The sequence below is a fragment of the Rothia sp. HMSC066G07 genome (assembly GCF_001814485.1).
GTDB lineage: Bacteria > Actinomycetota > Actinomycetes > Actinomycetales > Micrococcaceae > Rothia.
Genome location: NZ_KV816933.1, coordinates 174893 through 200343, shown reverse-complemented (window position 1 = coordinate 200343; position 25451 = coordinate 174893). Strand labels below are relative to the sequence as shown.

The window sequence follows — 25451 nt, the reverse complement described above, 5'->3', positions numbered from 1 at the left end:
CTGCACTTTTGTGGGTGTGGGAGAGTAGGTTATTGCCGCTTTATTATTCAATAGCCCCGGCTTCGCCGGGGCTATTTTTGTTTGGGGAGGTCGTTAGGCCTCCCCATTTGTCTTTAACATCCCATCAGTACGGGTGCGCGGAAGGTGCTCTCTATACTAGAATGGTATGGCTTATGTTTAGGCATTAGCGGGTGTATCTAAAGCACCCCTCATAGAGTTGATGCCTCAGGCAGCGGTTCGCCCGAATCGACTGCATACCCTACCCGCCCACACTGGCGGATACCTCCCAAGGAGATTCATGTCTGAGACCCCCCGTCACGAGTCTAACGGCTCCGGCCCCCGCCAGCACCGCAAGAACAGCGGAGGAAAGGACTTCCGCTCCAAGAAGGGCGGCAAGAACTTTGGCGGCAAGGGCGGTTTCAAGCGTAACGACCGCGGAGGCAAGAAGTTCGACGGCCGTCGCTCCGACTCCCGATCCAAGGCACCTCGCTCCAACGGTCCCGAGGCTGAAGTACCTCGCGAAGAAGTACGCAGCATCGGTGGCCGTGCAGGCTACCGCCCCGCAAAGCCCAAGGCACCGGAAATTGATGACGACATCACCGGTCGCGAGCTGGACGGCGCAACCTTCCGTCAGTTGCGCGCCCTGGAACCTCGCAACGCAGAAACCGTCGCAAAGCACCTCGCCATGGCTGGTCGCTACCTCGACATCGACCCCGAATTTGCGCTGGAACACGCCGTTGCCGCATCCCGCAGTGCAGGCCGTATTGCCGCAGTACGCGAAGCCGTTGGCGTCGCCGCATACGTTGCAGAAGACTTCGAACTGGCACTGCGCGAACTGCGCACCCACCGCCGTATTAGCGGCTCCGTAGACCACCTGGCACTGCTGGTGGACTGCGAACGCGCGCTCGGCCGCCTGCCCAAGGCAATGGAAATGATTGCAGAATTCAAGAAGGAAGAACTGCCCGCTAACGTGCGCGTAGAGCTCGCCATCGTTGAATCCGGTATCCTCAGCGATCAGGGCAAGAAGTCCGAGGCCGTCGTAGCGCTGCAGATTCCTCAGCTGAACCCCAAGCGCGCCTTCGAGTACAGCCCCCGTCTGTTCAGCGCATACTCCGACGCGCTGGCTAACGCAGGCCGTAACCAGGAAGCAGAACGCTGGGCACGCCTCGCATTCATGGCAGAAGCAGCACTGGGCCAGGGCAATTTCGCAGAACCCGAAATCTTCGACATGTTCGGTGAAGCTGGCCTCTTCGAGCAGGAAGAGAAGTCCGTAGAACTCACTGAGACCGCAGAAGAAGCTGAAGAGACCGCTGAAGCTTCCGCAGAAGAGGAAGCAATCGAAACTGCAGAAGAAGTAGCTGAGGACGAGAAGACCGAAGCTCCCAAGACTGAAGAAGCAGAAGAAACCTCCGCAGAATAAGACTGCAGAGAATCTAAGAATTCTAAATACGTGACCTAAGTGTCAGCGTGAAACCGCTGGACGCCACACCCAAGCAGGGGAGAGCGTCCAGCGGTTTTCCATATAATCGCCCGAAGGCGACAACGCTAGAGTGTCTAACAGGTACGATTAATAGCGACAACCGCCAGAGACCCCGAGAGGAACACTCTATGACCACGAACGCACTCCTATCCCGCTACGATGCCCTCCTCTCCGATCTGGACGGCGTAGTCTACGCGGGTCCCTTCGCCATCGAAGGCGCACCCGAAGCGCTCAACCGCGCCGAAGAAGAACTCAATGTACCGGTCATCTTCGTCACCAACAATGCATCGCGCTCTGTAGAATCTGTAGCAGAGCACCTGCGTGAACTGGGTGTGCACACCCGAGCAGAACGAGTCGTCAGCTCCGCACAGGCAGGCGCCGCACTGCTCGCACAGCACGTACCCGCAGACTCCAAAGTGCTCATCACCGGTACCGAAGCACTCGCCGACTGCGTTCGTGCGGTAGGCCTCGAAACCGTACGCAAGGAAGAAGAAGGCCCCGTAGCCGTCATCCAGGGTTTCGACCCCAAGATCGGCTGGGAAGACCTGGCGGAAGCCGCCTACACCCTCGCAAACCCCGACATCCTCTGGATTGCCACCAACACCGACCAGAGCATCCCCAAGGAACGAGGCCAGGCACCCGGTAACGGCACCCTCGTAGCAGCCGTGGCAAGTGCAACCCGCCGCACCCCGCTCGTCGCGGGCAAGCCCGAAGCACCCATCTTCCACACTGCAGCAAAGGCAGTGAACTCCAGCCGCCCCGTTATCGTGGGCGACCGCCTGGACACCGACATTCTCGGCGCCAACAACGCAAAGATGGACGGCGCCCTCGTCCTAACCGGCGTACAGACCTACCAGGACGTCATCGAGGCCGTGCCGAACCAGCGTCCGACCTATATTCTGCGCACCCTCGAGGACTTCTTCGCACCCTACCCCGCAATTGAGGTGCTCTACGAAGGCTATGAAGTCACCGCAACCGGCCCCACCTGGCAGGCCCGAGTTCGCGGTGAAAACCTGAGCCTGACCGGCCCCGAGATTGAAGACACCGAAGCATTCGCGGGCAGCGAGAGCGAAGCCGAAGCATGGCGTGTAGCCTGCGCGGCATGGTGGGCGGCAAACCCCGAACAGGGCGCACGCCCCAACATCCAGGGGATCCCCGGTGCCTAAAGAACCGGAGACTAATAGCACGGCAGAGGAAACCGCTGAGCTTGATGCAGAATTCGAGCGCCAACTCGCGGCGACCCTCGCCATGGATCCCGTAGAGCGCGTCAAGCGCCTCGAAACGATGAGTGAGCAGCTGGAGAAAGACCTCGAAAACCTCTCCTAGTTCGCGGCGGTGTCACCTCAGAACAGCAATGCTCTGAGGTGACACTAGATAACCCGTCACCAGACGATGACATCACCAGACGACGACAGAAAGAAGACAAGGACACCGTGCGCCTCGATAAATACCTGGTCGAAGCCGGATTCGTGAGTTCCCGAACCCTCGCCGCAAAACTCATCGCGGCAAGGGACGTGCAAGTCAACGGCAAGGTTGCGCGCAAAGCGTCCATGCTCGTGGGCCCGGAGGACACCCTCTACGTGCGCCAGAGCGAGCTGACCGAATACGTCAGCCGCGCAGGGCACAAGCTCGCCGGTGCCCTCGACGCGTTCCCCGATATCGAGGTAGAAGGCAAGCGTTGCCTGGACGCGGGAGCATCCACCGGAGGCTTTACCGACGTGTTGCTTCGTCGAGGAGCCGCCCACGTAGCCGCCGTTGACGTAGGACACGGGCAGCTCGTGGACGCGCTACGCGAAGAACCGCGAGTCGGCGTGTACGAAGGACTCAACGTTCGCTATATGAAGCCCGAAGACATTGGTGGGCAGGTCGAACTGACGGTTTCTGACCTCTCGTTCATCTCGCTGACCCTGGTTATGGAGGCGCTAGCGAACGCCACCGAAACCGGCGGCGACCTGGTGCTCATGGTCAAGCCGCAGTTCGAGGTCGGCAAGCATCGCATCGGACGTGGGGGAGTGGTGCACGAAGAATCCGCCCGCCGTGAAGCAGTAGAAAAAGTTCAGGCATCTGCGGTCAGCCACGGATTGCGTGTGATGGGTATGGAACCCAGCCCGCTCCCCGGACAGGACGGCAACGTAGAGTACTTCCTATGGTGCAAAAAATAAAGGGTCTTCGGAATATATAGTGGAATTACTTTCTTAATAGTTTAAAAACAACTGGTGTTTAAATCGGATTTTCTGGTGGGATGTTAGGATAATCAATAGTATTATATAAAAGTATCAATCACATACGAGTGATACTTTGGGAAAAAAATAAAATAGTCCAATTTACTTGACCGTGTACTATGGTACATGGTTTATAATATTCAGGGGGTGAAATAAGATGATTTATCGCATTAGTGAGTTTGCAGATAAATGTGGAGTTAATAAAGAAACGATCAGATATTACGAGCGAAAAAATTTATTACAAGAACCTCACCGAACGGAAGCTGGTTATCGGATATATTCATATGATGACGTTAAGCGTGTTGGGTTTAATAAACGAATACAGGAACTTGGTTTCTCTTTAAGTGAGATTTATAAATTACTTGGTGTTGTAGATAAAGATGAAGTTCGTTGTCAAGATATGTTCGAATTTGTTTCTAAAAAACAAAAGGAAGTGCAAAAACAAATAGAGGATTTAAAACGAATTGAAACTATGTTATAATAGAAACATTAACAAACGAAAGGAGCTTTTTTATGAATAAATTTAAGGTAAACATTTCAGGAATGACTTGTACGGGTTGTGAAAAACACGTAGAATCAGCACTTGAAAAGATAGGTGCTAAAAATATTGAGTCTAGTTATCGTCGTGGTGAAGCAGTATTTGAACTGCCCGATGATATTGAGGTTGAAAGTGCAATAAAGGCGATTGCTGACGCAAATTATCACCCGGGCGAAGCAGAAGAAATACAAGTGCAATCGGAAAAAAGGACAGATGTAAGTTTAAATGATGAAGGTAACTATGATTATGATTACATCATCATCGGTTCTGGTGGAGCTGCCTTTTCATCTGCCATTGAAGCCGTTACTTTGAACGCAAAAGTGGCTATGATTGAGCGTGGAACGGTGGGTGGAACTTGCGTTAATGTCGGATGCGTTCCTTCTAAGACCTTATTAAGAGCAGGGGAAATCAATCATCTAGCAAAAAATAATCCATTTGTGGGATTACACACTTCGGCTTCAAGTGTTGATTTAGCGCCATTAGTAAAACAAAAGAATGATTTAGTAACCGAGATGCGAAATGAAAAATATGTGAATTTAATTGATGATTATGGTTTTGAATTAATAAAAGGTGAAGCAAAATTCGTAAATGAAAATACAGTTGAAGTAAATGGCAATCAAATCACAGCCAAAAGATTTTTAATAGCTACAGGTGCTTCTTCAACTGCACCTAATATTCCCGGATTAGATGAAGTAGATTATTTAACAAGCACTAGCTTATTGGAATTAAAGAAGGTTCCAAATCGTCTTACCGTAATTGGTTCAGGATATATCGGCATGGAATTAGGACAACTATTTCATAACCTCGGGTCAGAAGTCACTTTGATTCAAAGAAGCGAGCGTCTATTAAAAGAATACGATCCTGAAATTTCAGAAGCCATTACTAAGGCCTTAACAGAACAGGGAATTAATTTAGTAACAGGTGCAACCTATGAACGAGTTGAGCAAGATGGAGACATTAAAAAAGTTCATGTTGAGATAAATGGTAAAAAGCGAATTATTGAAGCAGAACAATTGCTAATTGCCACTGGAAGAAAACCAAATACAGAATCATTAAACTTACATGCAGCAGGCGTTGAAGTTGGTTCCCGTGGTGAAATTGTCATTGATGATTATCTTAAAACGACCAATTCCCGAATTTATTCAGCTGGAGATGTCACTCTCGGTCCCCAATTTGTTTATGTAGCTGCTTATGAAGGTGGACTTGCTGCTCGTAATGCAATCGGAGGACTAAATCAAAAGGTCAATTTAGAAGTGGTTCCAGGCGTTACGTTTACTTCTCCATCGATTGCAACGGTTGGTTTAACGGAGCAACAGGCAAAAGAAAAAGGATATGAAGTGAAAACATCGGTATTGCCGTTGGATGCTGTTCCAAGAGCGCTCGTTAATCGGGAAACAACAGGTGTTTTCAAATTAGTGGCAGACGCGAAAACATTGAAAGTGTTAGGGGCGCATGTAGTGGCAGAAAACGCAGGAGACGTAATTTATGCAGCAACATTAGCTGTGAAATTCGGTTTAACTGTTGGAGATCTGAGAGAAACGATGGCTCCATATCTAACAATGGCAGAAGGATTGAAGCTGGCTGTCCTAACTTTTGACAAAGATGTTTCGAAATTATCTTGCTGTGCAGGCTAAGGGAACTTTTTTACAACTCCCTATTCAACGGTGTCGAAAGTAAATATAGTGCCGAAAATAAATAGTGCTAAGGCAGTCTGAGAGAAACCGCTCGGTAACGCAGGACGCGTTGAGGGCGGGGCTTTCTCAGGCTGCCGCGCTATTCGCAGGTATTTTTACAGGTATTTTTACAGGTATTTTAGAGATACCCCAGCCGTACGCTATTCGAAATAATTTTCTAAAAATATAGCTCTTTAGAAAATCTTCGAGAACATATTCGGTATGATAGGTGTAGATACACCATCTCAACATCCCGATCTCAACACCCGATGGGAGAGAGTCGTTATGGCAGAACACGAAAGCCACGCACCGCAGGAAGCAACCGCACAGGTAGTTGCCGCAGGTGCGCGTCATAGTTCCGAATACCACAGTTTCGAACGTCATGGTTTTGAAGACTCGGTGGAACAACGTCACCGTAAGATTCTCGTCTTCGCCCATGTGGGGCGCAAAGAAGCACGAGATGCCGCCCGACAGGCATGCACCCAGCTCTACGAAGAGGGACTCGCACCCGTCATGACTCGCTCCGATCTGGAAACCCTGAGCGAAAACTGGGACGAGCCCGTCCCCGTGCAGGTCGTCCATGAATCCGTGGCGCTCATCGATATTGAACTCGGTGTGGTGCTCGGCGGTGACGGTTCGATTCTTCGTGCCGCAGAAATGGTGCGCCGAACCAGTGTTCCGCTCATCGGTGTGAACCTGGGGCACGTCGGCTTCCTCGCCGAATCCGAAGAGAGCGACCTGACCGAAACCGTTCGCTGCATCGTCAACAACGAATACACCGTTGAAGAACGCATGGCAATCGACGTGGAAGTCTGGAATGACGGCAAACGCGTGCACAGCGACTGGGCGCTGAACGAAGCCAGCGTCGAAAAGGGCAACCGCGAAAAAATGATTGAAGTCATTATCGAGGTGGACTGCCGCCCGCTCAGCAGCTTCGGCTGCGATGGCGTGGTCATGGGAACCCCCACCGGTTCGACTGCCTACGCTTTCTCCGGTGGCGGCCCGATCGTCTGGCCCGAAGTTGAAGCAATTCTCATGGTGCCGCTCTCGGCTCACGCGCTCTTCGCGCGCCCGCTGGTGGCGGCGCCGACCTCCACCCTGGCGGTAGAAATGATGCCCGGAAACGGCGCCTCCGGCGTGCTCTGGTGCGATGGCCGCCGAACCGTGGAGCTGGACCCCGGCTCCCGTATTGAGGTGCGACGCTCCGAAAAGTCGGTGCTGCTCGCCCGTATTCACCCGGCTCCCTTCTCTGAGCGACTGGTGCGTAAATTTGAGCTTCCGATCCGTGGCTGGCGCGGCCCGCAGGACACCGAGAAGCACTAAAGAAAAGGAATGAACGTTCGTGATTGAGGAAATCCATATTCGAGACCTCGGCATCATCACCGATGCGAGGCTCCCCCTCGAACCCGGATTCTCCGTGCTGACCGGCGAAACCGGCGCAGGTAAAACCATGGTCGTCACTGCCCTCGGCATGCTCCTGGGCGCCCGATCCGACGCATCCAGCGTGCGCAACGGCGCCAAGAGCGCCCTCGCCGAAGCAGTCATTCGCCTGCCCCACGGGCACCGCGCCCTTGAGCTTGCTGAAGAAGCCGGCGGCACCGCCGAAGACATCGACGAACAGACCTCCGAACTGCTTCTGGCACGCACCGTCAACGCCTCGGGACGCTCCCGCGCCCACGTCGGCGGTTGCTCCGCACCCATCGGAACCCTGTCTCAGATTGGTCAGACTCTTGTTGCAGTGCACGGTCAGTCCGATCAGCTGCGCCTCAAATCAGCGGCGGAGCAGCGCCAGTCCCTCGACCTGTACGCCGGTGAAGAGCTCGCCAACCTGCTTGAGAAGTACCGCGAAAACTACGAGCGATACCGTGCCGCCGCCGCAGAGCTGAAGGAAGTGCGCGAAAACTCGCGCGCACGAGCTCTCGAAGCGCAGACCCTGCAGGGCGCCCTCGAAGAAATCAGTGCGGTCAACCCGCAGGCTGGGGAAGAAGAAGAGCTCAAAGCCGAAATGGTGAAGCTCATGAACGTTGAAGCGCTACGCATTGCGTCGGCAACCGCCTCCGCAGCGCTCAGCGGTAGCGAATACTCCACCGGCGACGAGCAGAGCGTCATGAGCCTGCTCGATGCAAGCCGCTCCGCGCTACAGGCGCAGGCAGATGCTGACGAAGAACTTGCCTCCCTCGCCGCGCGCGTCAACGAACTGTTGATTCTTGCCACCGATATCTCCTCGGATCTGTCCTCCTACATGGCCTCCTTGGATGTTGAAGGCCCCGAACGTCTGGCGCAGGTGCAGACTCGCCGCGCCCAGCTGGCGACCCTCACCCGCAAGTACGGTGCCGATATTGCAGAGGTTCTCGAATGGGCCGAAGAATCCCGTGCACGCCTCGAGACCCTGGTGGACGACCCGCAGCGACAGGAAACCCTGGAAACCGAGCTGGTACAGCTACGCAAGGTGCTTGGCGCCCAGGCAGAAGAGCTGACCGCCCTGCGCCGTGCTGCCGCGCAGAAACTGGCGGACGCCGTCAGTGAAGAGCTCACTGCTCTTGCCATGCCGAACGCCTCCCTGGTCGTGGAAGTTGCCGAAGCCGAAAAGTTCTCGGTGCACGGTCGAGACACCGTGACCTTCATGCTGGCACCGCACCGAACCGCTGTGCCGCGCCCGCTCGGTAAGGGCGCCTCCGGCGGTGAGCTCTCCCGCGTGATGCTCGCCCTGGAGGTAGTGCTTGCCGAAGTGGACCCCGTACCCACTTTCATTTTCGACGAGGTGGACTCCGGTGTGGGCGGTAAGGCAGCGATCGAAATCGGTCGCCGCCTTGCCATGCTCGCTCGACACGTGCAGGTTCTGGTGGTCACCCACCTGCCGCAGGTTGCAGCCTTCGCGGACCAGCACATCCTCGTGCTGAAAAATGATGACGCGTCCCTCTCGAAGGTCAAGGTACTTTCTGAAGAGGAACGCGTGGTGGAACTGGCGCGAATGCTCTCCGGACACGATCAATCAGAATCGGCACGAGAGCACGCCCGAGAGCTGCTGGCCGCCGGTCGAGAAGTGCCCCAGGGGCGCTGAAGCTGACGGCAAACCGGCGGCAAACCGGCAGGGAAAAGCATGAGGAAAGTGCTGGCAAAAGCGCCAAAAGGCGGCATCTTTCGCACTAAAGACCATCAAAGGGGCTGAAGTGCGCGAGCCTGCCTTGGAAAGTTGTCGGTGCAGTCCGTGCCGGTGACCAATAGCGGCGCATGGAGCCCAGAGGATGTGAGATACTCTGTGAATGCTCCTACACCTGCTTCTACACGGCGCGGCGGGAATAATAAATCCCCAGCTCCGTTTACAGTGGTGATAAGGACAAATAGGGGAGGGAAAGCCGCCTGAGAGAATCCTCTCGCGGCAAAACCCTCTGCTTGGATAGCAGACAAGAAAATGGTAGGCTTGAATTCCGTGGTGAATGAAAAAAATAACGCTCAGAACGCGTCCTCTAACGACAAGGTAACCCGCCAGATTTTCGTGACCGGCGGTGTTGCATCTTCTCTCGGTAAGGGCCTGTCGGCCTCTTCCCTCGGTCAGCTTCTTCGCTCTCGCGGCCTCTCTGTGACCATGCAGAAGTTCGACCCCTACCTGAACGTCGACCCCGGTACGATGAACCCCTTCCAGCACGGTGAAGTCTTTGTCACCGACGACGGTGCAGAAACCGACCTGGACATCGGACACTACGAGCGTTTCCTGGATGAGAACCTCGACCAGTCCGCTAACGTGACCACCGGTCAGGTTTACTCCTCCGTTATCGCGAAGGAGCGCCGCGGCGAATACCTCGGCGACACCGTCCAGGTGATTCCTCACATCACCGACGAAATCAAGTCCCGCATGCGTCACGCAGCGGAAATCGACAACGCCCCCGACATCATCATTACCGAAATCGGCGGCACCGTTGGCGATATCGAATCCCTGCCCTTCATGGAAGCCGCACGTCAGGTACGCCGCGATGTCGGACGCAAGAACGTCTTCTTCCTGCACGTCTCCCTGGTGCCCTACATCGGCCCCTCCGGCGAGCTGAAGACCAAGCCCACCCAGCACTCCGTCGCAGCACTGCGCGGCCTGGGTATTCAGCCTGACGGCCTGATTCTGCGCTGTGAGCGCGAGGTTCCCGCATCGCACCGCTCCAAGATCGGTAACGCCTGCGACGTGGACACCGACGCCGTCATCTCCTGCGCCGATGCCCCCAGCATCTACGACATCCCCAAAACCCTGCACAGCCAGAAGCTCGACGACTACATCCTCGACTACTTCGGCATCGAGGCACCCGAGCCAGACTTCACCCAGTGGGACCGCCTGCTCGACGCAGTGCACCGCCCCGCCGCAGAGGTGAACGTGGCCCTGGTCGGTAAGTACATCGACCTGCCCGATGCATACCTCTCGGTCTCCGAGGCTCTGCGCGCCGGCGGCTTCGCAAACAACGTGAAGGTCAACATCAAGTGGGTTGCCGCCGACCTGTGCGCAACCGACGAGGACGCAGACCACCAGCTGCGCGGCATGGACGCCATCCTGGTGCCCGGCGGCTTCGGCATCCGCGGCCTGGACGGCAAGATTGGCGCCCTCAAGTACGCACGCGAGCACAAGATCCCGACCCTGGGCATCTGCCTCGGTCTGCAGTCCATGGTGATTGAGTACGCGCGTAACGTGCTGGGTCTGCCCGAGGCGTCCTCCACCGAGTTCGACCCCGAGACCCCCGTACCCGTTATCGCCACCATCGAAGAGCAGAAGCAGTTCGTCGAGGGTGCCGGCGACCTGGGCGGCACCATGCGCCTGGGCCTGTACAAGGCAAACCTGGTGCCCGGCTCTCAGGTGGCTAAGGCCTACGGCGCCACCGAGACATCGGAGCGTCACCGCCACCGTTACGAGGTGAACAACGAGTACCGCGAGCAGCTCGAAGAGGCTGGTCTCGTGATCTCCGGTACCTCCCCGGATTCCTCGCTGGTTGAGTACGTGGAGCTGCCCGCAGAGGTTCACCCCTACTACGTGGCAACTCAGGCACACCCCGAGTACCGCTCCCGCCCGACCCGCCCGCACCCGCTCTTTGCAGGCCTGATTAAGGCTGCCCTGGAGCGCCGCGGCGCATAAGGCGACCGAACGCGTTGAGCGCCCCATCCGTCCCCTCGGCGGCTGGGGCGCTCGCCGTTTAACCGTCTTAACCCATCGGGGTCCGCCGAGTAACGGGGAGAAGTGCGAGGGAGTTCCGAAACGAACCCTCTAGAATAGAAATATGAGCGAAAACCAGCATATTATCGACGAACCCTCAGAACGTACGATTCGCACCCGGACCGTCAAATACAGCGGATACGTCATCGAAACCGTGGTCGAGGAATACGAGCTGAACGAAGACACCGCACTCACCCGCGATGTCGTGGAGATGCCCGGTGCCGTGGCCGTAGCGGTTCTCAACGAACACAACGAATTGCTGATGCTCAACCAGTACCGGCACCCGGTGCGCATGAACCTCTGGGAGGTGCCCGCCGGCCTGCTCGACATCGACGGTGAGGACCCTCTGCACGCCGCACAGCGCGAGCTTGCCGAGGAGACCGACCTGCGAGCCGCCAGCTGGCACGCCCTGACCGACTACTTCAGCAGCCCCGGCGCAACCAGCGAGGCGGGTCGCGTCTACCTGGCCCGCGACCTGAGCGAGCTGCCCCGCCAGGAGCGTACCGAACGCACCGAAGAAGAGGCAGAGATGACCTACCGCTGGGTTCCCCTGCAGGATGCGGTGCAGCTGGTTCTGGACGGTAAAGTGCACAACGCGCTGGCCATCCAGGCGATTCTGGCCACTTACGCCGCCTCAGCGCGCGGCTTCGAAGGCTTGCGCGAAGCCGCCGGCGGCTGGGAATTCCACCCCTACATGGGGCATCGCCGACAGAAGCCGCAGACCTTCCGTTAGGGTTCGGAGTCTTCTCGCCTGATCCCTCGAAGAGGCATTTCGCGCTACCGTGCGCATCCGAACAAACCCGAACGACCGCGTGAGAAGGGAAGAGATATGGCACAGCCCGCGCTGAAGGGCGCTACCCCCGCGGTTGAGGGGACCGGCGAGCAGACCCCCCTGGAGCGGGCCATCGACCAGTACCTGGTGCATCTGCGGGTCGAGCGGGGTAGCAGCGAGAACACCATCGCCTCGTACGCGCGAGACTTGCGCCGCTACGCCGCGTACCTCTCCACCCTCGGGGTAATCGACCCCGAACGCATTACGACCGCGCAGGTGCGTTCATTTATGCGCGAGCTTGCCGCGCCCACCGTGCCCCTACCCGGCCTGGCCGCCCCAGTTAAAAAACAGCCGGAGGAAGAGAACTCCGTGGATGCCGAGGAGGCCGCAGAATCCCTGGCCGTCCTCATCGCCGCCGACGGGGGTCGCGGTACCGAGCCGGGGGAGCGGGGGAGCGGCGAGGGAATCATCCCGCTGCCACTGGGTCCTAACTCCATCGCCCGCACCATGGCCGCCGTGCGCGGAGCCCACGCCTTCTGGGTCTCTGCCTTTCTGGTGGAAAAAGACCCCGCCGCGACCGTGACGCCGCCCAAAAACGTTAAGCGTCTGCCCAAAGCTATTACCGTGGAGCAGATGCAGCGCCTCCTCGCCGTGCCGGATCGAGACACTCCCATCGGCCTGCGAAACCGCGCCATACTTGAATTCCTGTACGCCACCGGTGCCCGCGTGAGCGAAATGCTCAACGCCGATATCGACGACGTACACAGCGAAGAAACCCTGGCCGACGAGGACGGCAACGACATCACCCTCCCCGGGTACGTGCGGCTCTTCGGCAAGGGGAGCAAGGAACGCCTCGTGCCCCTCGGAAATTACGCCCACAAGGCCATTCAGGATTACCTGGTGCGCGGGCGGCCCGCGCTCGTGGCCCACGGCAAAGGCACCGCCGCGCTCTTCGTCAACGGGCGAGGTGGCAGGCTGGGGCGCCAGGGTGCGTGGCTCATCCTTAAGGAAGCCGCCGAGGCGGCGGGCCTCAGCGCAGACTTCTCTCCGCACTCCATGCGGCACAGCTTCGCAACCCACCTGCTGCAGGGCGGCGCCGATATTCGCGTGGTGCAGGAGCTGCTGGGGCACGCCTCCATCGCGACCACGCAGGTGTACACCAAGGTCACTCCCGAGGGGCTCATGGAGGTTTACCGGATGGCGCATCCGCGTGCCCACGAGCGGGGATAAACCCCCGCCAATCCGCGGAACAGCCGCTCTTGAGGTAACCTTATAGACAACGCTTAAACTTAAAACTTCGAATTCATTGATGAAGGTGAACCATTGACTGAAGCTCAGGCACAAGAACTCGGCCCCACCGGTCGACCCCTGCGCGTGTACCCCGACCCGGCTCCGCTGAGCAGCCACGGTCCCGCCCGCATTATTTCTATGGTGAATCAGAAGGGCGGCGTGGGTAAGACCACCTCCACCATTAACCTGGGCGCGGCACTGGCAGAGTGTGGCCGCAAGGTGCTGCTGGTCGACTTCGACCCGCAGGGTGCCCTCTCCGCAGGTTTCGGCGCGAACCCGCACGAGCTGGACCTGACCGTCTACAACGTCATGATGGACCGCAAGGTCGACATCAAGGACGTCATCCTGCCCACCGGCGTGGAGAACATCGACCTGCTGCCCGCCAACATTGACCTCTCCGCAGCTGAAGTTCAGCTGGTCAACGAAGTGGCTCGCGAGCAGGTTCTCGCCTCGGCACTGCGCAAGGTCCGCGACGAATACGACGTCATCCTCATCGACTGCCAGCCCTCCCTGGGCCTGCTGACCGTCAACGCGCTGACCGCCTCCGAAGGCGTCATCATTCCGCTGATTTGTGAGTTCTTCGCACTGCGCGCCGTCGCACTGCTGGTCGACTCCATCGAGAAGGTTCAGGATCGCCTGAACCCCGACCTCGAAATCTCCGGCGTGCTTGCCACCATGTTCGATGCGCGAACCATCCACTCCAAGGAAGTTCTGGCACGCATCGTGGACGCATTCGGCGACAAGGTCTTCGACACCGTCATCAAGCGCACCGTGAAGTTCCCGGACGCATCGGTGTCTGCTGAGCCGATTCTCAGCTACGCCTCCAGCCACCCCGGCGCGGAAGCATACCGCCAGGTGGCACGCGAACTGATCTACAAGGGCGGCGCACGCTAAAGCCCCCACACCTATACGCCCTCTGCTGAGGTGACTCTCACCCTTGAGTCACACCGGCAGAGGGCGTATAATTGTGTGGATTCTAAAGACCCCGCACACTGCTTACGCCGAAAAAATAGGCGAAGTAGAAGCCGCATCTGAGACGGCACCAATAAAGCCGGGGAGAATAAACCTAAGGAGAATAGGTCGTTTATGACCACGAACGTCGCTGCCGTGAGGGTACCGACACCGAACGCAGACACCGCCGCGAACGCCCGGACTGAGGGCCGCGGCCTGCAGAACCCGGGTTTCACCCTCACCCTCAGTAATTTTGAGGGTCCCTTTGATCTTCTACTGACCCTGATTTCGCGCAGCAAACTCGACATTACCGAGGTGGCGCTCGCAGAGGTCACCGACGAGTTCCTCGCATACCTGCACGCCCTCTACGCTGAAGGCACAGAACGTGCACTCGACGAAGCCAGCGAATTTCTGGTCACCGCCGCAACCCTGCTGGAACTCAAAACCGCACGCCTGCTCCCGCAGCATCGTGAACCCCTCGAAGAGGACGTTGCACTGCTGGAGGCACGCGACCTGCTCTTTGCCCGTCTGCTGCAATACCGTGCCTACCGCGAAGTCGCCGATATTTTTGCTGAACGCTGGGCGCAAGAAGCACAGCGTTTTCCCCGTGCGGTAGCCCTCGAAGAACGATTCGCCCAGGCACTACCCGAGCTGGTCTTTACCGGAGGTGCCGAAGAGTTTGCCCGCATCGCCGCAGCAGCACTGAGCCGAACCCCCAAAGAGCCCGAACCGGAACCCGAAGAAATCGTTGAAGAACTCAACGAGCACCTGCACGTTCCGCTAACCACCATCGCGGCTGAAGAACACTACATTCTGCACAGCCTGCTCGATACCGCGGCGCGGGAACTGAGCTTCGCCGAACTGGTTCAAGGATCCGGCGAACTAGAAATCGCGGTGGTTCGTTTTCTCGCCCTGCTTGAGCTCTACAAAGAAGGCGCCCTGCACGTAGAACAGGACGCACCGCTCGGAGCCATTCGGGTACGTGCGAGCGCGAGCGCTGCACAGTTCGTGATTCGCGAAGCAACAGACACTCAGGATGCGCACGAAACCAGTGAAGCGTCTGAATCACCCGAAGTGAACGAATCTGAAGCTAACACGGAACCGGTAGAGGAGGATTATGAGTAGTCACGGCTCACGCTTTGACCGTGAATTCACCCCTGATGACCTTGCCATCGTGAACATGGGCTACTGGGATCCGAACGCGGATGAGGATTCGGAACAGGCTGACTCGGCGCCGGTAGAGGTAGCAGAGACGGTAGAGACTGAGAGCTCAAAGCCTGCTGAGGCGGACGCTGAACCGGCTGAGCACGAGGTAGCCGCCGCTCCTCTGGATGAGGTTCCCGAAGAAGCTGAGGAGGCTGAAGCCGCTGAAACGGCAGAGGACTCCGACAGCTTCGGCAGCTCCGAGGCACCGCAGGAACCTGCGCCCCACGCAGAGAAGAAAACTGCGAAGATTCCGGTGGGAGGCCCCTCCACCGCACCCAGTGTGGCGGTCGATGCCGAAGCCGAATTCTCCAAGGTCGAGGCAATCCCCGGCGGCGTCAAAAGCGCCATCGAAGCGATCCTCGCCGTTGCCGAAGCGCCCGTGGGCGTCAAAGAACTCTCCGCCGCGCTCATCGTCAGCGAACGAGCTGTTGAGCACGCGCTCGACCAGCTGTACCGAGAGTACAACGGCGAAGAAAGCGGCTACGGAGAAGACGAAAACCGGGTGGCGCCCGAACCGCGCGGATTCCAGCTGCGGAACATCGCAGGAGGCTGGAAGCTCTACGCCCGCGACGACTTCGCCCCCTGGGTGGCACGCTTCGTGACCCGCTCCAAGAGCGCAACCCTCAGCAAGCCCGCCTACGAGACGCTCGCCGTGATTGCTTACCAGCAGCCGGTGACCAGGGCGAGGGTAGCCTCCATCCGTGGCGTAAACGCGGACGCGGCAATCCGTCAGCTACTGCAACGGCAGCTGATTCGTGAAGCAGGGCGAGAATCCGGAAGCGGCGCGACCCTCTACGAAACCACGGAGCTGCTGCTGGCGAAGCTCGGGTTGAACTCCCTGGAGGAGCTACCGGCGCTCGCGCCCTTCCTGCCCGATGACACGGAAGCCGCAGTGCTTGCCGAGGGCAACGACTAAGACAACGAATCAATAAGACGAACGAACGTTCGGGAAAAGCCTGAAACGTTCGCACCATACGACAGAAAAGAGAAGAACACCATGGCATATGGAAACTCCTCCCGCGGCGGCCGCTCTGCATCCGGTCGCCCCCAGAACTCCCGCGGTGGCCGTCCCGGCGCTGCTCGTCCCGGTCAGGGCGGTAAGCCCGGCGCTAAGGGCGCATCCGCACGCGGCGGTCGTCCCGGCGCACCGAAGAGTGGCGCAGGCAAGGGCGGCGCAAAGGGTTTCGGCGAGAAGAAGCTCGGTGACAAGAAGTTTGGCGAGAAGAAGTTCGGCGCAGGCCGCGCAGGTTCCGGCCGAGGCCGCGGTACCGAACTGCCCAAGCGCGAACGCCGCGCACCGGGCCGCCCCTACCGCTCCGGCGAAGCCTTCGCAAACGAGCGCGGCGAATACCGCGTCAGCAACTACGCTGGCCCGCACCGCCCCCGCCGCCCCCGCAACGCCCCGGTAGACCACTACGAGTTCTACGACCACGACGGCGTACGCCTGCAGAAGCTGCTTGCCCAGGCCGGTGTGGCATCCCGCCGCGTCTGCGAAGAAATGATTACCGAAGGCCGCGTCACCGTCAACGGTGAAGTCGTGACCGAGCTGGGCGTGCGCGTGGACCCCTCCAAGGTCACCGTGCAAGTGGACGGCATGACCGTTCAGACCAACGACAAGCTCGTCTACATGGCATTCAACAAGCCCGCCGGCGTGGTCTCCACCATGGAAGACCCCGAAGGTCGCCCCTGCATCTCCGACTTCCTGCGTTCCTCCATGAGCGAGCGCGTATTCCACGTGGGCCGCCTGGACGTCGAAACCGAGGGTCTGCTGCTGCTGACCAACGACGGTGAACTGGCGAACCGCCTCACCCACCCCTCTTACGAGGTGCCCAAGACCTACCTGGTGCAGGTTCCCGGCCCCATGGAGCCCGGCGTCGGCGCAGCCATGAAGAAGGGTATTCGCCTGGAAGACGGCGTGACCCGCGTTGACGAGTTCAAGCTGGTGGACTCCACCCCTGGCCACGTGCTCGTTGAGGTGACCATCCACTCCGGTAAGAACCGCATTGTGCGCCGCCTCTTCGACGCGGTCGGCTACCCGGTCGAGCGCCTGGTCCGTGTCGAGATGGGCCCGATTCGTATTGGTTCGCAGAAGCAGGGCACCGTCCGTAACCTCTCCAAGGTCGAGATCGGTCACCTGCTCGCTTCGGTGGACATGTAATAACGCTAAGGAGTTGTCATGAGCTCGCCCGCTGAGCTTTCCGCATCTGAGCTGCCCATGGACTCAACGCTAACCGGGCCGGTGCTCATTATCGGCTCGGGTCTGCTGGGTGCCTCCATTGGTTTGGGGTTGCGTGCGGCAGGATGCGAGGACGTGTACGTCCAAGATATTTCACCCACCGCCGAGGCAGTGGCGCAGGATATTGGTGCCGGTACAAGCATCTCCACCCTGTCGGAGGAGGAACGCGCCGCCCTCGCCCCGCAGCTGGTGGTGGTGGCTGCGCCTCCGGATAGTGCCGGTGCCGTGTGCGCTCGCGCGTTGAACACCTACGCGCCTCGACCGGAGGCGGGCTACCCCGGCGCTGTGGTGACGGATGTTGCCTCGGTGAAGGTGCAGCCGCTGGCTGATGTGCTTGCTTCGGGCGCGGATGCGTCCCGTTACGTGGGTTCGCATCCGATGGCTGGGCGTGAGAAGTCTGGCCCGGTGGCTGCTCGTGGTGAGCTGTTCCAGGCGCGTCCGTGGATTATCTGCGAGCACGATTCGGTTCGCCCCGAGTGTGTGCGTCTGGTGCGTTCTGTGGCGGTGGAGCTGGGCGCGATTGTGACTTCTCTGAGCGTTGAGGAGCATGATCAGACGGTCGCTCTGATCTCTCATGTGCCGCAAGCGATGAGCTCGCTGTTGGCTTCGAGTCTGCAGGACACTCCGCTGTATGCGCTGTCCCTGGCGGGTCAGGGTTTGCGCGATACGGTGCGTATCGCGGCTTCGGACCCGACGCTGTGGGTGCAGATTTTTGCGGCGAACGCTGACCCGATTGTGAAGACCCTCTACGGGGTGCGTGATGACCTGAACCGCCTCATCGCGACGCTGGAGAACCCGACGGCATCCGGCGCTCGCCTGGATTTGGCGCAGCTGATGAGCGAAGGCAACGCGGGCGTGAGCCGTATTCCGGGTAAGCACGGTACTGCCCCCGCCGCGTTTGCAAAGATGACGGTGTTGGTGGACGACACCCCCGGCACGCTGGCTCGTTTGCTTGCCGAGATTGGTGAGCTGGGCGCGAACCTTGAGGATTTGCGGCTGGAGCACTCGACGGGTGCCCCGGTGGGTATGGCTGAAATCTCGGTCAATCCGTCTATTCATGAGGCGCTGGTCCGCGATTTGTCGGCTCGCGGTTGGCGTGTTGTGAAGTAGAGTTAAAGCTGTATTTTCCGGCATAAAGTTTGAGACGAATTTGAAGGAGTGCTGATGCACGAGAACCCTAAACTGACGATTGCTATTGACGGTCCCTCCGGTTCCGGTAAGTCGTCTGTGTCTAAGGAAGTTGCACGCCACTTTGGTCTGGCGTACCTGGACACCGGTGCAATGTACCGTGCCGCAACCTACCGTGTGCTGGAACTTGGCATTGACCTGAACGACGCTGAAGCGATCGCGAAGGCTGTCGAGGAGATGCCCCTGGTGTTCGGTACGAACATTAAGGAAGAAGAGATTCTGATGGGCTCGACCGATATCCGTGAGGAGATTCGTAGCGAGCGCATTTCTTCGGCCGTTTCTGCTGTGGCTTCGGTTCCGGCGGTTCGTGAGCACCTGATTGGCCTGCAGCGCTGGATGATTGACCACGCTATTAACGGCATGGTCGCTGAGGGTCGCGACATCACCACCGTAGTTGCCCCCGACGCTGATGCGCGCATCCTGCTGACTGCTTCTGAAGAGGTGCGCATGGCGCGCCGCGGCCTGGAGAACTCCGAGAAGTCCGGCGCTTCGGGTGACTTGAGCAAGCAGATCGCTGAGCGTGATGCGAAGGATTCGAAGGTCAATAACTTTATGGAAGCTGCCGAGGGTGTGACCCTGGTGGACAGCTCGGATCTTGATTTTAATGCGACGGTCTCTGCAGTGATTAACGCTGTGAATGACCAGTTGAAGGCGAAGCGCGCGGGCTAGGCCCCGCCGAAACGCTGGGGGAGTGGTGCATCCGCTCCCGAGAAGACGTTGAGCCGTGCTCGCGTGCTGACCAATGGGTTGGGCGCGGGGGCGGGTAGAGAAAGGAATGCGCATGGCTGAGGACGCTATCCGCGACGATTACGAAGATAAGTACCTGGGCGGTGGCGAGGACGACGTTACTGAGCGCCTCGCTGAGATTGATGATGAGACCGCTGACCAGCGTGCTCAGGCTCTGCTTGAGGGTCTTGAGGACTACGACCTGGATGAAGAGGACCGCGCCCTGCTGGGTGCCTGGGGTTTCGACATTGAGGAAGAGGAAGAGCAGCTCGCTGATCCGGTAGTGGCGATTGTTGGCCGCCCGAACGTGGGTAAGTCGACCATCATTAACCGTATTCTGGGCCGCCGTGAAGCGGTGGTTGAGGATAAGCCGGGTGTGACTCGTGACCGCGTGTCCTATAAGGCTGAGTGGCTGGGTAAGAGCTTCACCCTGGTTGATACCGGTGGTTGGGAGTCTGACGCTCGCGGTATTGATGCTCAGGTTGCTGAGCAGGCTGAGATCGCTGTGGAGCAGGCCGACGTTGTGGTCCTGGTGGTGGATGCCCGCGTGGGTGTGACCGCTTCGGACGAGCAGATTGTGCGTATGCTGCGCCGCGTGAAGAAGCCGATCATTCTGATTGCTAACAAGATTGACGACGCTCACCTGGAGCCGGAGATTTATAACCTCTGGTCGCTGGGTATGGGTCAGCCGTTCCCGGTGTCGGGTCTGCACGGTCGTGGCCTGGCGGATGCTCTGGACGAGATCCTTGAGGTCATGCCGGAGCACTCGCAGTTTGCTCAGCCGGAGGCGCTGGGTGGCCCGCGTCGTGTGGCTCTGGTGGGTCGCCCGAACGTGGGTAAGTCGTCGCTGCTGAATAAGCTGGCTGGTTCTGAGCGTGCCGTGGTGAATGACCTGGCTGGTACGACTCGTGACCCGATTGACGAGATTATTGAGCTGGGCGGCTACCCTTGGCGTTTTGTGGATACCGCGGGTATTCGCCGTCGCCAGCATATGGCTAAGGGTGCGGAGTTCTACTCTTCGCTGCGTACTCAGACTGCTCTGGAGCGCTCTGAGGTTGCCGTGGTGCTGCTGGATGTTTCCGAGCCGATCTCTGAGCAGGACGTGCGTATCGTGCAGACCGTGATTGATTCGGGTCGTGCGATGGTTCTGGCATTCAATAAGTGGGATACCCTCGATGAGGATCGCCGCTACATGCTTGAGCGCGAGATTGAGCGCGACCTGGCGCACGTGCAGTGGGCGCCTCGCGTGAACATTTCGGCGAAGACCGGCTGGCACAAGGACAAGCTGGTGCCCGCTCTGGAGCACTCGCTGGAGTCGTGGGATTCGCGTATTCCGACCGGTCGCCTGAACGCGTTCCTGGGCGAGATTGTGGCCGCGCATCCGCACCCGCTGCGTGGTGGTAAGCAGCCGCGTATTCTCTTCGGTACTCAGGTGTCTTCGCGCCCGCCGAAGTTCGTGCTCTTTACTACCGGTTTCTTGGATCCGGGTTACCGTCGCTTCATTATGCGTCGTCTGCGTGAGACTTTTGATTTCACGGGTACTCCGATTGAGATTTCGATGCGTGTGCGTGAGCGTCGTTCCTTGGGCGAGCGTCAGAGCGCGAAGGCTAAGAAGGGCAAGGGCGGCCGCCGCTAGTAGCGGGGGTGTGCCCGATGCCGTGTTGCTGGGCTGGCCCCCCACGCGCTGGATCCTGTGCAGAAAATCTGCGAGGAAAAGATTTTTAAGATTTTTTCTAAAAATAGGGATTCTGGCTTGCGCGGGGGTTAAAAGCCCGGTATAGTTATTCGAGTGTTCAGGGGAAACCTTGAAAACAATATCGTGAATAACGAATCGGGTTGTGGCGCAGCTTGGTAGCGCACTTGACTGGGGGTCAAGGGGTCGCAGGTTCAAATCCTGTCAACCCGACAGATAAAGCTCCGGAAGGTTTTCCTTCCGGAGCTTTTTGTATGCCGTTTAGTGGTTTTTGTTTTGCTTGCTTGGATGGGGAAATACGGGAGTCGGTGCCAAATACACGGCTGGAAGCACTGAAGGGCGCTCTCTTCCTTGGGATGGCGGGGGAGGGGCCGGCATTGCACCTGTAAAGCGGTGGGTCTTTAGGTTAGTGTGCAATTATGAGCTTCGATCTAAATGTTGGAATATGCCCGATTTTGTGGGTGATGGGTGGTACATTGGGTACACAAGGAATCGCGTTTTAGCGGTCAGAAATTTTAGCTTTGGCACTGAATTTCCCTTGACAAATCAAGGAATATTTAGGTTTCTGTGACTAAAACACGACTTCATACACACTGAATTTCATAGCCGCAAAACCAACACGAACCCAAGTGAAGGCATATATCCCCAGAGGATAGCGCCCATAACGCATAAAACAGCTAGGTGCACGCACCTGCAACACACGGCACACACGCCGCCACACGCGTCGCTGGGAAGGTTTTACGGCACAACTCGATCCCGCCCCTCGGGGCGCGGAAAGGAACGCAATACAATCATGTGGCAGCAAGTCTACGACCCGCTACACTCGAGTGCCCTCTCTGCACTCGTGGCAGCAGTCCCGATTATTTTCTTCCTTCTGGGCCTCACCGTCCTGAAGCTCAGCGGTATTAAATCTGCCGTCATCTCCCTGGCGCTCGCACTCGTGATCGGTTGCGGCATCTTCGGTATGCCCGTCACCGCAGGTGCAGGCTCCATCCTCTACGGTTTCCTCTCGGGCATGTGGCCCATCGGCTGGATCGTTCTCATGGCAGTGTGGCTCTACCGCATTTCCGTGCGTTCCGGCGGCTTCGAAATCGTTCGCTCCTCCATCTCGTCCATCTCTACTGACCAGCGCATCCAGATGCTGCTGATTGCATTCTGCTTCGGTGGCTTCCTTGAAGGCGCTGCAGGCTTCGGTATTCCGATTGCTATCTGTGCCGCACTGCTGGTTTCCTTGGGCTTCAACCCGCTCAAGGCCGCAATGTTCGCCCTGATTGCTAACGTGAGCTCCGGTGCATATGGCGCTATCGGTATCCCCGTGACCACCGCAGCAACCCGCGGCGGCGTGGACCTGCACGGTCTGTCCATCGAAATGGTCCTGGTTATCCAGATCATGGCAGGCCTGATCCCCCTGGTGCTCGTCGCTATTCAGGACGGTCTGCGCGGTATCCGCGAAGTCGGTCTGGTAGCTCTCATGGTCGGCGTTATCTACTCCGGTGGCCAGTCCGTTCTGCTCGCAACCCTGGGTAACCCCGAGCTCGTTGACATCATCCCGCCGCTGCTGGCACTGGTCGCTCTGGCACTGGTCATGCAGAAGTGGCAGCCCAAGCACATCTTCCGCGAGCCCACCGCTCCCTCCCTGGAAGAAGTTCAGGCGCAGCAGAGCGTCAAGCACACCAGCGGCGAAATCCTCAAGGCTTGGAGCCCCTTCGTCTACCTGTCCGTCGTGATTCTGCTCTGGTCCACCGCTCTGAAGCCCCTCTTCGCTGCTAAGGGCGCGCTCGGCTTCACCAACATCTCCTTCCCCCTGCCCTGGCTGCACCAGAGCATCTCGCAGGCGGCACCGATTGTTGCAACCCCCAAGCCTATCGACGTGACCTACACCTGGAACATTGTGGGCGCATCCGGTACCGCAATTCTGGTGGCTACCATCATCACCATCCTGACCTCCAAGATTAGCTGGGGCGAGGCTATCGAGGAACTCGGCGCAACCTGGAAGCAGCTGCAGACCCCGATCCTCATGATCTGCCTGGTCATGTCCGTTGCTAACGTCATGAACTACGCGGGTATGATTACCTCCATCGCACTGGCTGTTGCCGCTGTGGGTGCTATCTTCCCGCTGCTGTCCCCGATCATCGGTTGGATTGGCGTGTTCGTGACCGGCTCCGTGGTGAACAACAACATCCTCTTCGCTGGCCTGCAGGCTACCACCGCACAGCAGATTGGCGTTAGCCAGACCCTGCTGGTTGCATCTAACACCGCCGGTGGTGTGATGGCGAAGATCGTTTCCCCGCAGTCCATCGCAATTGCAGCTGCTGCTGTGAACAGCGCAGGCGAGGAATCCAAGATTACCTCCATGGCGATCAAGTACAGTGCAGCTCTGCTGGCTGTCACCTGTGTTTGGGTTTATGTCCTGTCTCTGGTCGGCCTCTAAACAGCGTGAGAACCAGATGCGTGTAACCTACCTTCTCTGAAGGTAAGGTGCCCGCGACACGGTCTGTATCAAGCCCCCTTCTACTTCGGTAGGAGGGGGCTTTCGCATTTCTGTATTTGTGCGCTGGGGAGGAGGTTCGCGGCTAAGGAGCGCAATTATGCACATAAGTTTCATTTGTGCACACTTAAGGTCACCCTATCCTGAAGTCTCGAGGAAGACCTGTTAGCTTAGACAGATAAAGTCAAGAGCACCTAGTGAGAGGGAAAGGTTCCGCTCACCGCCGCCGCGCCCCGGTATATGGCCCCGGTATATGGCCTCGGCATATCGCCACGTCATACAACCAAACGCCCGGCAGCTCAAGACCATCACGCTTCACCGATGGACCCATCCACGACGCAAGGACCGGGGCCATCGGTTTTTATGCGGCCTAACGCTTCCATACAGCGCAGGCGCCGTACCGGAAGAAGCGACCGCTAATACACACAGACCGAAAGGACCACCCGCCCTATGTGGCAGCAAACCTACGACCCGCTGAACTCACCGGTGCTCTCCGCACTGGTCGCAGCAGTACCCATCATCCTCTTCCTGTTGGGCCTGACCGTCCTGAAACTCAGCGGCCTCAAGTCAGCACTGCTGACCCTCGGCACCACCCTCATCATCGGCTGCGCCGTCTTCGGCCTGCCCATCACCGCAGGTGCCGGCTCCATCCTCTCCGGCTTCCTCTCGGGCATGTGGCCCATCGGCTGGATTGTGCTGATGGCTGTGTGGCTTTACCGCATCGCCGTGCGCGCCGGTAACTTCGATATCGTGCGCTCCTCCGTCTCCTCCATCTCAAACGACCAGCGCATCCAGGTGCTGCTGATTGCCTTCTGCTTCGGCGGCTTCATCGAAGGCGCGGCAGGCTTCGGCATCCCGATCGCTATCTCTGCTGCACTGCTGGTATCTCTGGGTTTCAACCCCCTCAAGGCATCCATGCTGGCGCTGGTAGCCAACGCCGCGTCCGGCGCATACGGTGCTATCGGTATCCCCGTGACCACCGCAGCTAAGGTCGGCGGCCTGGACACCGCACACCTGTCCGCAGGCATGGTACCGGTACTGCAGATCTTCGTCGCCTTCGTGCCGCTGCTGATGGTCGCAATCCAGGACGGTATGCGCGGCATCCGCGAAGTCGGTCTCGTAGCGCTCATGACCGGCGTGATCTTCTCCGGCGGTCAGGCAGCTATCCTGATACTGCTCGGCTCGCCCGAACTGGTCGACATCATCCCGCCGCTGCTGTCCCTGGTAGCGCTGGCACTCGTCATGCGTTCCTGGCAGCCCAAGCACATTTACCGTGAACCTACCGCTCCCAGCCTCGAAGAAGTTCAGGCGCAGCAGGGCGTCAAGCACACCGGCGCTGAGATTGTTAAGGCGTGGAGCCCCTTCATCTTCCTCTCCGCAACCATCCTGCTCTGGTCCACCGCGCTCAAGCCCGTGTTCGCAACCACCGGTCCGCTTGGTGCCGCAACCCTGGCGTTCCCCATCCCCGGCATTCACGAGGCAATCGTCACCGGCGCCGGTAAGACCGTGACCGCAATGTTCTCCTGGAACACCCTGGGCGCATCCGGCACCGCAATTCTGGTGGCAGCACTGATTACCGTGCTGACCTCGAAGATTAGCTGGGGTGAAGCCTTTGAAGAACTCGGCGGCACCTGGAACCAGCTGAAGATGCCGATCCTCATGATCTGCCTGGTCATGTCCGTCGCAAACGTGATGAACCACGCCGGTATGACCACCTCCATCGCTCTGGCGCTCGCGGCAGCCGGCCCGGTCTTCCCGTTGCTGTCCCCGATTATCGGTTGGATTGGCGTGTTCGTGACCGGC

The 25451-nt window shown here is 58.6% G+C and carries 19 protein-coding genes, 1 tRNA gene and 1 pseudogene; all 21 read left to right on the top strand.

Features of this window, described 5'->3' with window-relative positions; all coding sequences use genetic code 11:
- Positions 1-298: 298 nt before the first annotated feature.
- Complete coding sequence (locus HMPREF2971_RS09060) at positions 299-1420, top strand: tetratricopeptide repeat protein (protein WP_049345317.1); 1122 nt, start codon at positions 299-301, stop codon at positions 1418-1420.
- Positions 1421-1608: 188 nt separating this feature from the next.
- A complete protein-coding gene (locus HMPREF2971_RS09055; RefSeq protein ID WP_070692641.1) occupies positions 1609-2646 on the top strand; it encodes an HAD-IIA family hydrolase in 1038 nt (345 codons plus the stop codon).
- Positions 2639-2806, top strand: a complete 168-nt coding sequence (locus tag HMPREF2971_RS09050; RefSeq protein ID WP_005506658.1) for a hypothetical protein — start codon at positions 2639-2641, stop codon at positions 2804-2806. The genes HMPREF2971_RS09055 and HMPREF2971_RS09050 overlap by 8 nt, the downstream gene beginning before the upstream one ends.
- A gap of 107 nt (positions 2807-2913) precedes the next feature.
- Complete coding sequence (locus tag HMPREF2971_RS09045; RefSeq protein WP_049360431.1) at positions 2914-3642, top strand: TlyA family RNA methyltransferase; 729 nt, start codon at positions 2914-2916, stop codon at positions 3640-3642.
- Positions 3643-3859: 217 nt separating this feature from the next.
- Positions 3860-4180 (top strand): annotated as a pseudogene (gene merR, locus HMPREF2971_RS09155) (Hg(II)-responsive transcriptional regulator); the annotation flags it as partial.
- A gap of 35 nt (positions 4181-4215) precedes the next feature.
- A complete protein-coding gene (gene merA, locus HMPREF2971_RS09150; RefSeq protein ID WP_080976711.1) occupies positions 4216-5874 on the top strand; it encodes a mercury(II) reductase in 1659 nt (552 codons plus the stop codon).
- 324 nt (positions 5875-6198) lie between these two features.
- Positions 6199-7236 (top strand): NAD kinase, encoded by a 1038-nt coding sequence (locus tag HMPREF2971_RS09040; protein ID WP_141746627.1) that lies wholly within the window; start codon positions 6199-6201, stop codon positions 7234-7236.
- 19 nt (positions 7237-7255) lie between these two features.
- On the top strand, positions 7256-8974 hold the full coding sequence (recN, locus tag HMPREF2971_RS09035) for a DNA repair protein RecN (RefSeq protein ID WP_005506652.1): 1719 nt from the start codon (positions 7256-7258) through the stop codon (positions 8972-8974).
- A 351-nt stretch (positions 8975-9325) separates the two neighbouring features.
- Entirely contained in the window at positions 9326-11020 is a 1695-nt protein-coding gene (locus tag HMPREF2971_RS09030; protein WP_049346518.1) for a CTP synthase, read from the top strand.
- Between the two features lie 142 nt (positions 11021-11162).
- Positions 11163-11831 carry an NUDIX domain-containing protein gene (locus tag HMPREF2971_RS09025; protein WP_070692638.1) on the top strand — a complete coding sequence of 223 codons (669 nt, stop codon included), beginning with the start codon at positions 11163-11165 and terminating at the stop codon, positions 11829-11831.
- Positions 11832-11927: 96 nt separating this feature from the next.
- Positions 11928-13100: a site-specific tyrosine recombinase XerD gene (locus HMPREF2971_RS09020; RefSeq protein WP_070692635.1), complete on the top strand. Its 1173-nt coding sequence runs from the start codon at positions 11928-11930 to the stop codon at positions 13098-13100.
- A gap of 93 nt (positions 13101-13193) precedes the next feature.
- Positions 13194-14054 (top strand): ParA family protein, encoded by an 861-nt coding sequence (locus HMPREF2971_RS09015; RefSeq protein WP_005506637.1) that lies wholly within the window; start codon positions 13194-13196, stop codon positions 14052-14054.
- Between the two features lie 192 nt (positions 14055-14246).
- Entirely contained in the window at positions 14247-15236 is a 990-nt protein-coding gene (locus HMPREF2971_RS09010; RefSeq protein WP_070692632.1) for a segregation and condensation protein A, read from the top strand.
- The gene (gene scpB / locus HMPREF2971_RS09005; RefSeq protein ID WP_070692629.1) at positions 15229-16233 is read left to right on the top strand and encodes an SMC-Scp complex subunit ScpB; all 1005 of its coding nucleotides are present in this window, start codon (positions 15229-15231) and stop codon (positions 16231-16233) included. Before HMPREF2971_RS09010 ends, scpB begins: the two co-directional genes overlap by 8 nt.
- An 81-nt stretch (positions 16234-16314) precedes the next feature.
- Positions 16315-17475 carry a pseudouridine synthase gene (locus HMPREF2971_RS09000; RefSeq protein ID WP_049345300.1) on the top strand — a complete coding sequence of 387 codons (1161 nt, stop codon included), beginning with the start codon at positions 16315-16317 and terminating at the stop codon, positions 17473-17475.
- Positions 17476-17493: 18 nt separating this feature from the next.
- Positions 17494-18663 (top strand): prephenate dehydrogenase, encoded by a 1170-nt coding sequence (locus tag HMPREF2971_RS08995; RefSeq protein WP_070635123.1) that lies wholly within the window; start codon positions 17494-17496, stop codon positions 18661-18663.
- A 54-nt stretch (positions 18664-18717) separates the two neighbouring features.
- The gene (gene cmk, locus HMPREF2971_RS08990; protein ID WP_070634468.1) at positions 18718-19410 is read left to right on the top strand and encodes a (d)CMP kinase; all 693 of its coding nucleotides are present in this window, start codon (positions 18718-18720) and stop codon (positions 19408-19410) included.
- Positions 19411-19522: 112 nt separating this feature from the next.
- Positions 19523-21103 carry a ribosome biogenesis GTPase Der gene (gene der / locus HMPREF2971_RS08985; protein ID WP_070635124.1) on the top strand — a complete coding sequence of 527 codons (1581 nt, stop codon included), beginning with the start codon at positions 19523-19525 and terminating at the stop codon, positions 21101-21103.
- A 196-nt stretch (positions 21104-21299) separates the two neighbouring features.
- A tRNA-Pro gene (locus tag HMPREF2971_RS08980) sits at positions 21300-21373 on the top strand.
- A gap of 580 nt (positions 21374-21953) precedes the next feature.
- Positions 21954-23591 carry an L-lactate permease gene (locus tag HMPREF2971_RS08975; protein WP_070692626.1) on the top strand — a complete coding sequence of 546 codons (1638 nt, stop codon included), beginning with the start codon at positions 21954-21956 and terminating at the stop codon, positions 23589-23591.
- Between the two features lie 507 nt (positions 23592-24098).
- The coding region (locus HMPREF2971_RS08970) for an L-lactate permease (RefSeq protein WP_070692623.1) at positions 24099-25451 on the top strand (1353 nt) is incomplete at its 3' end.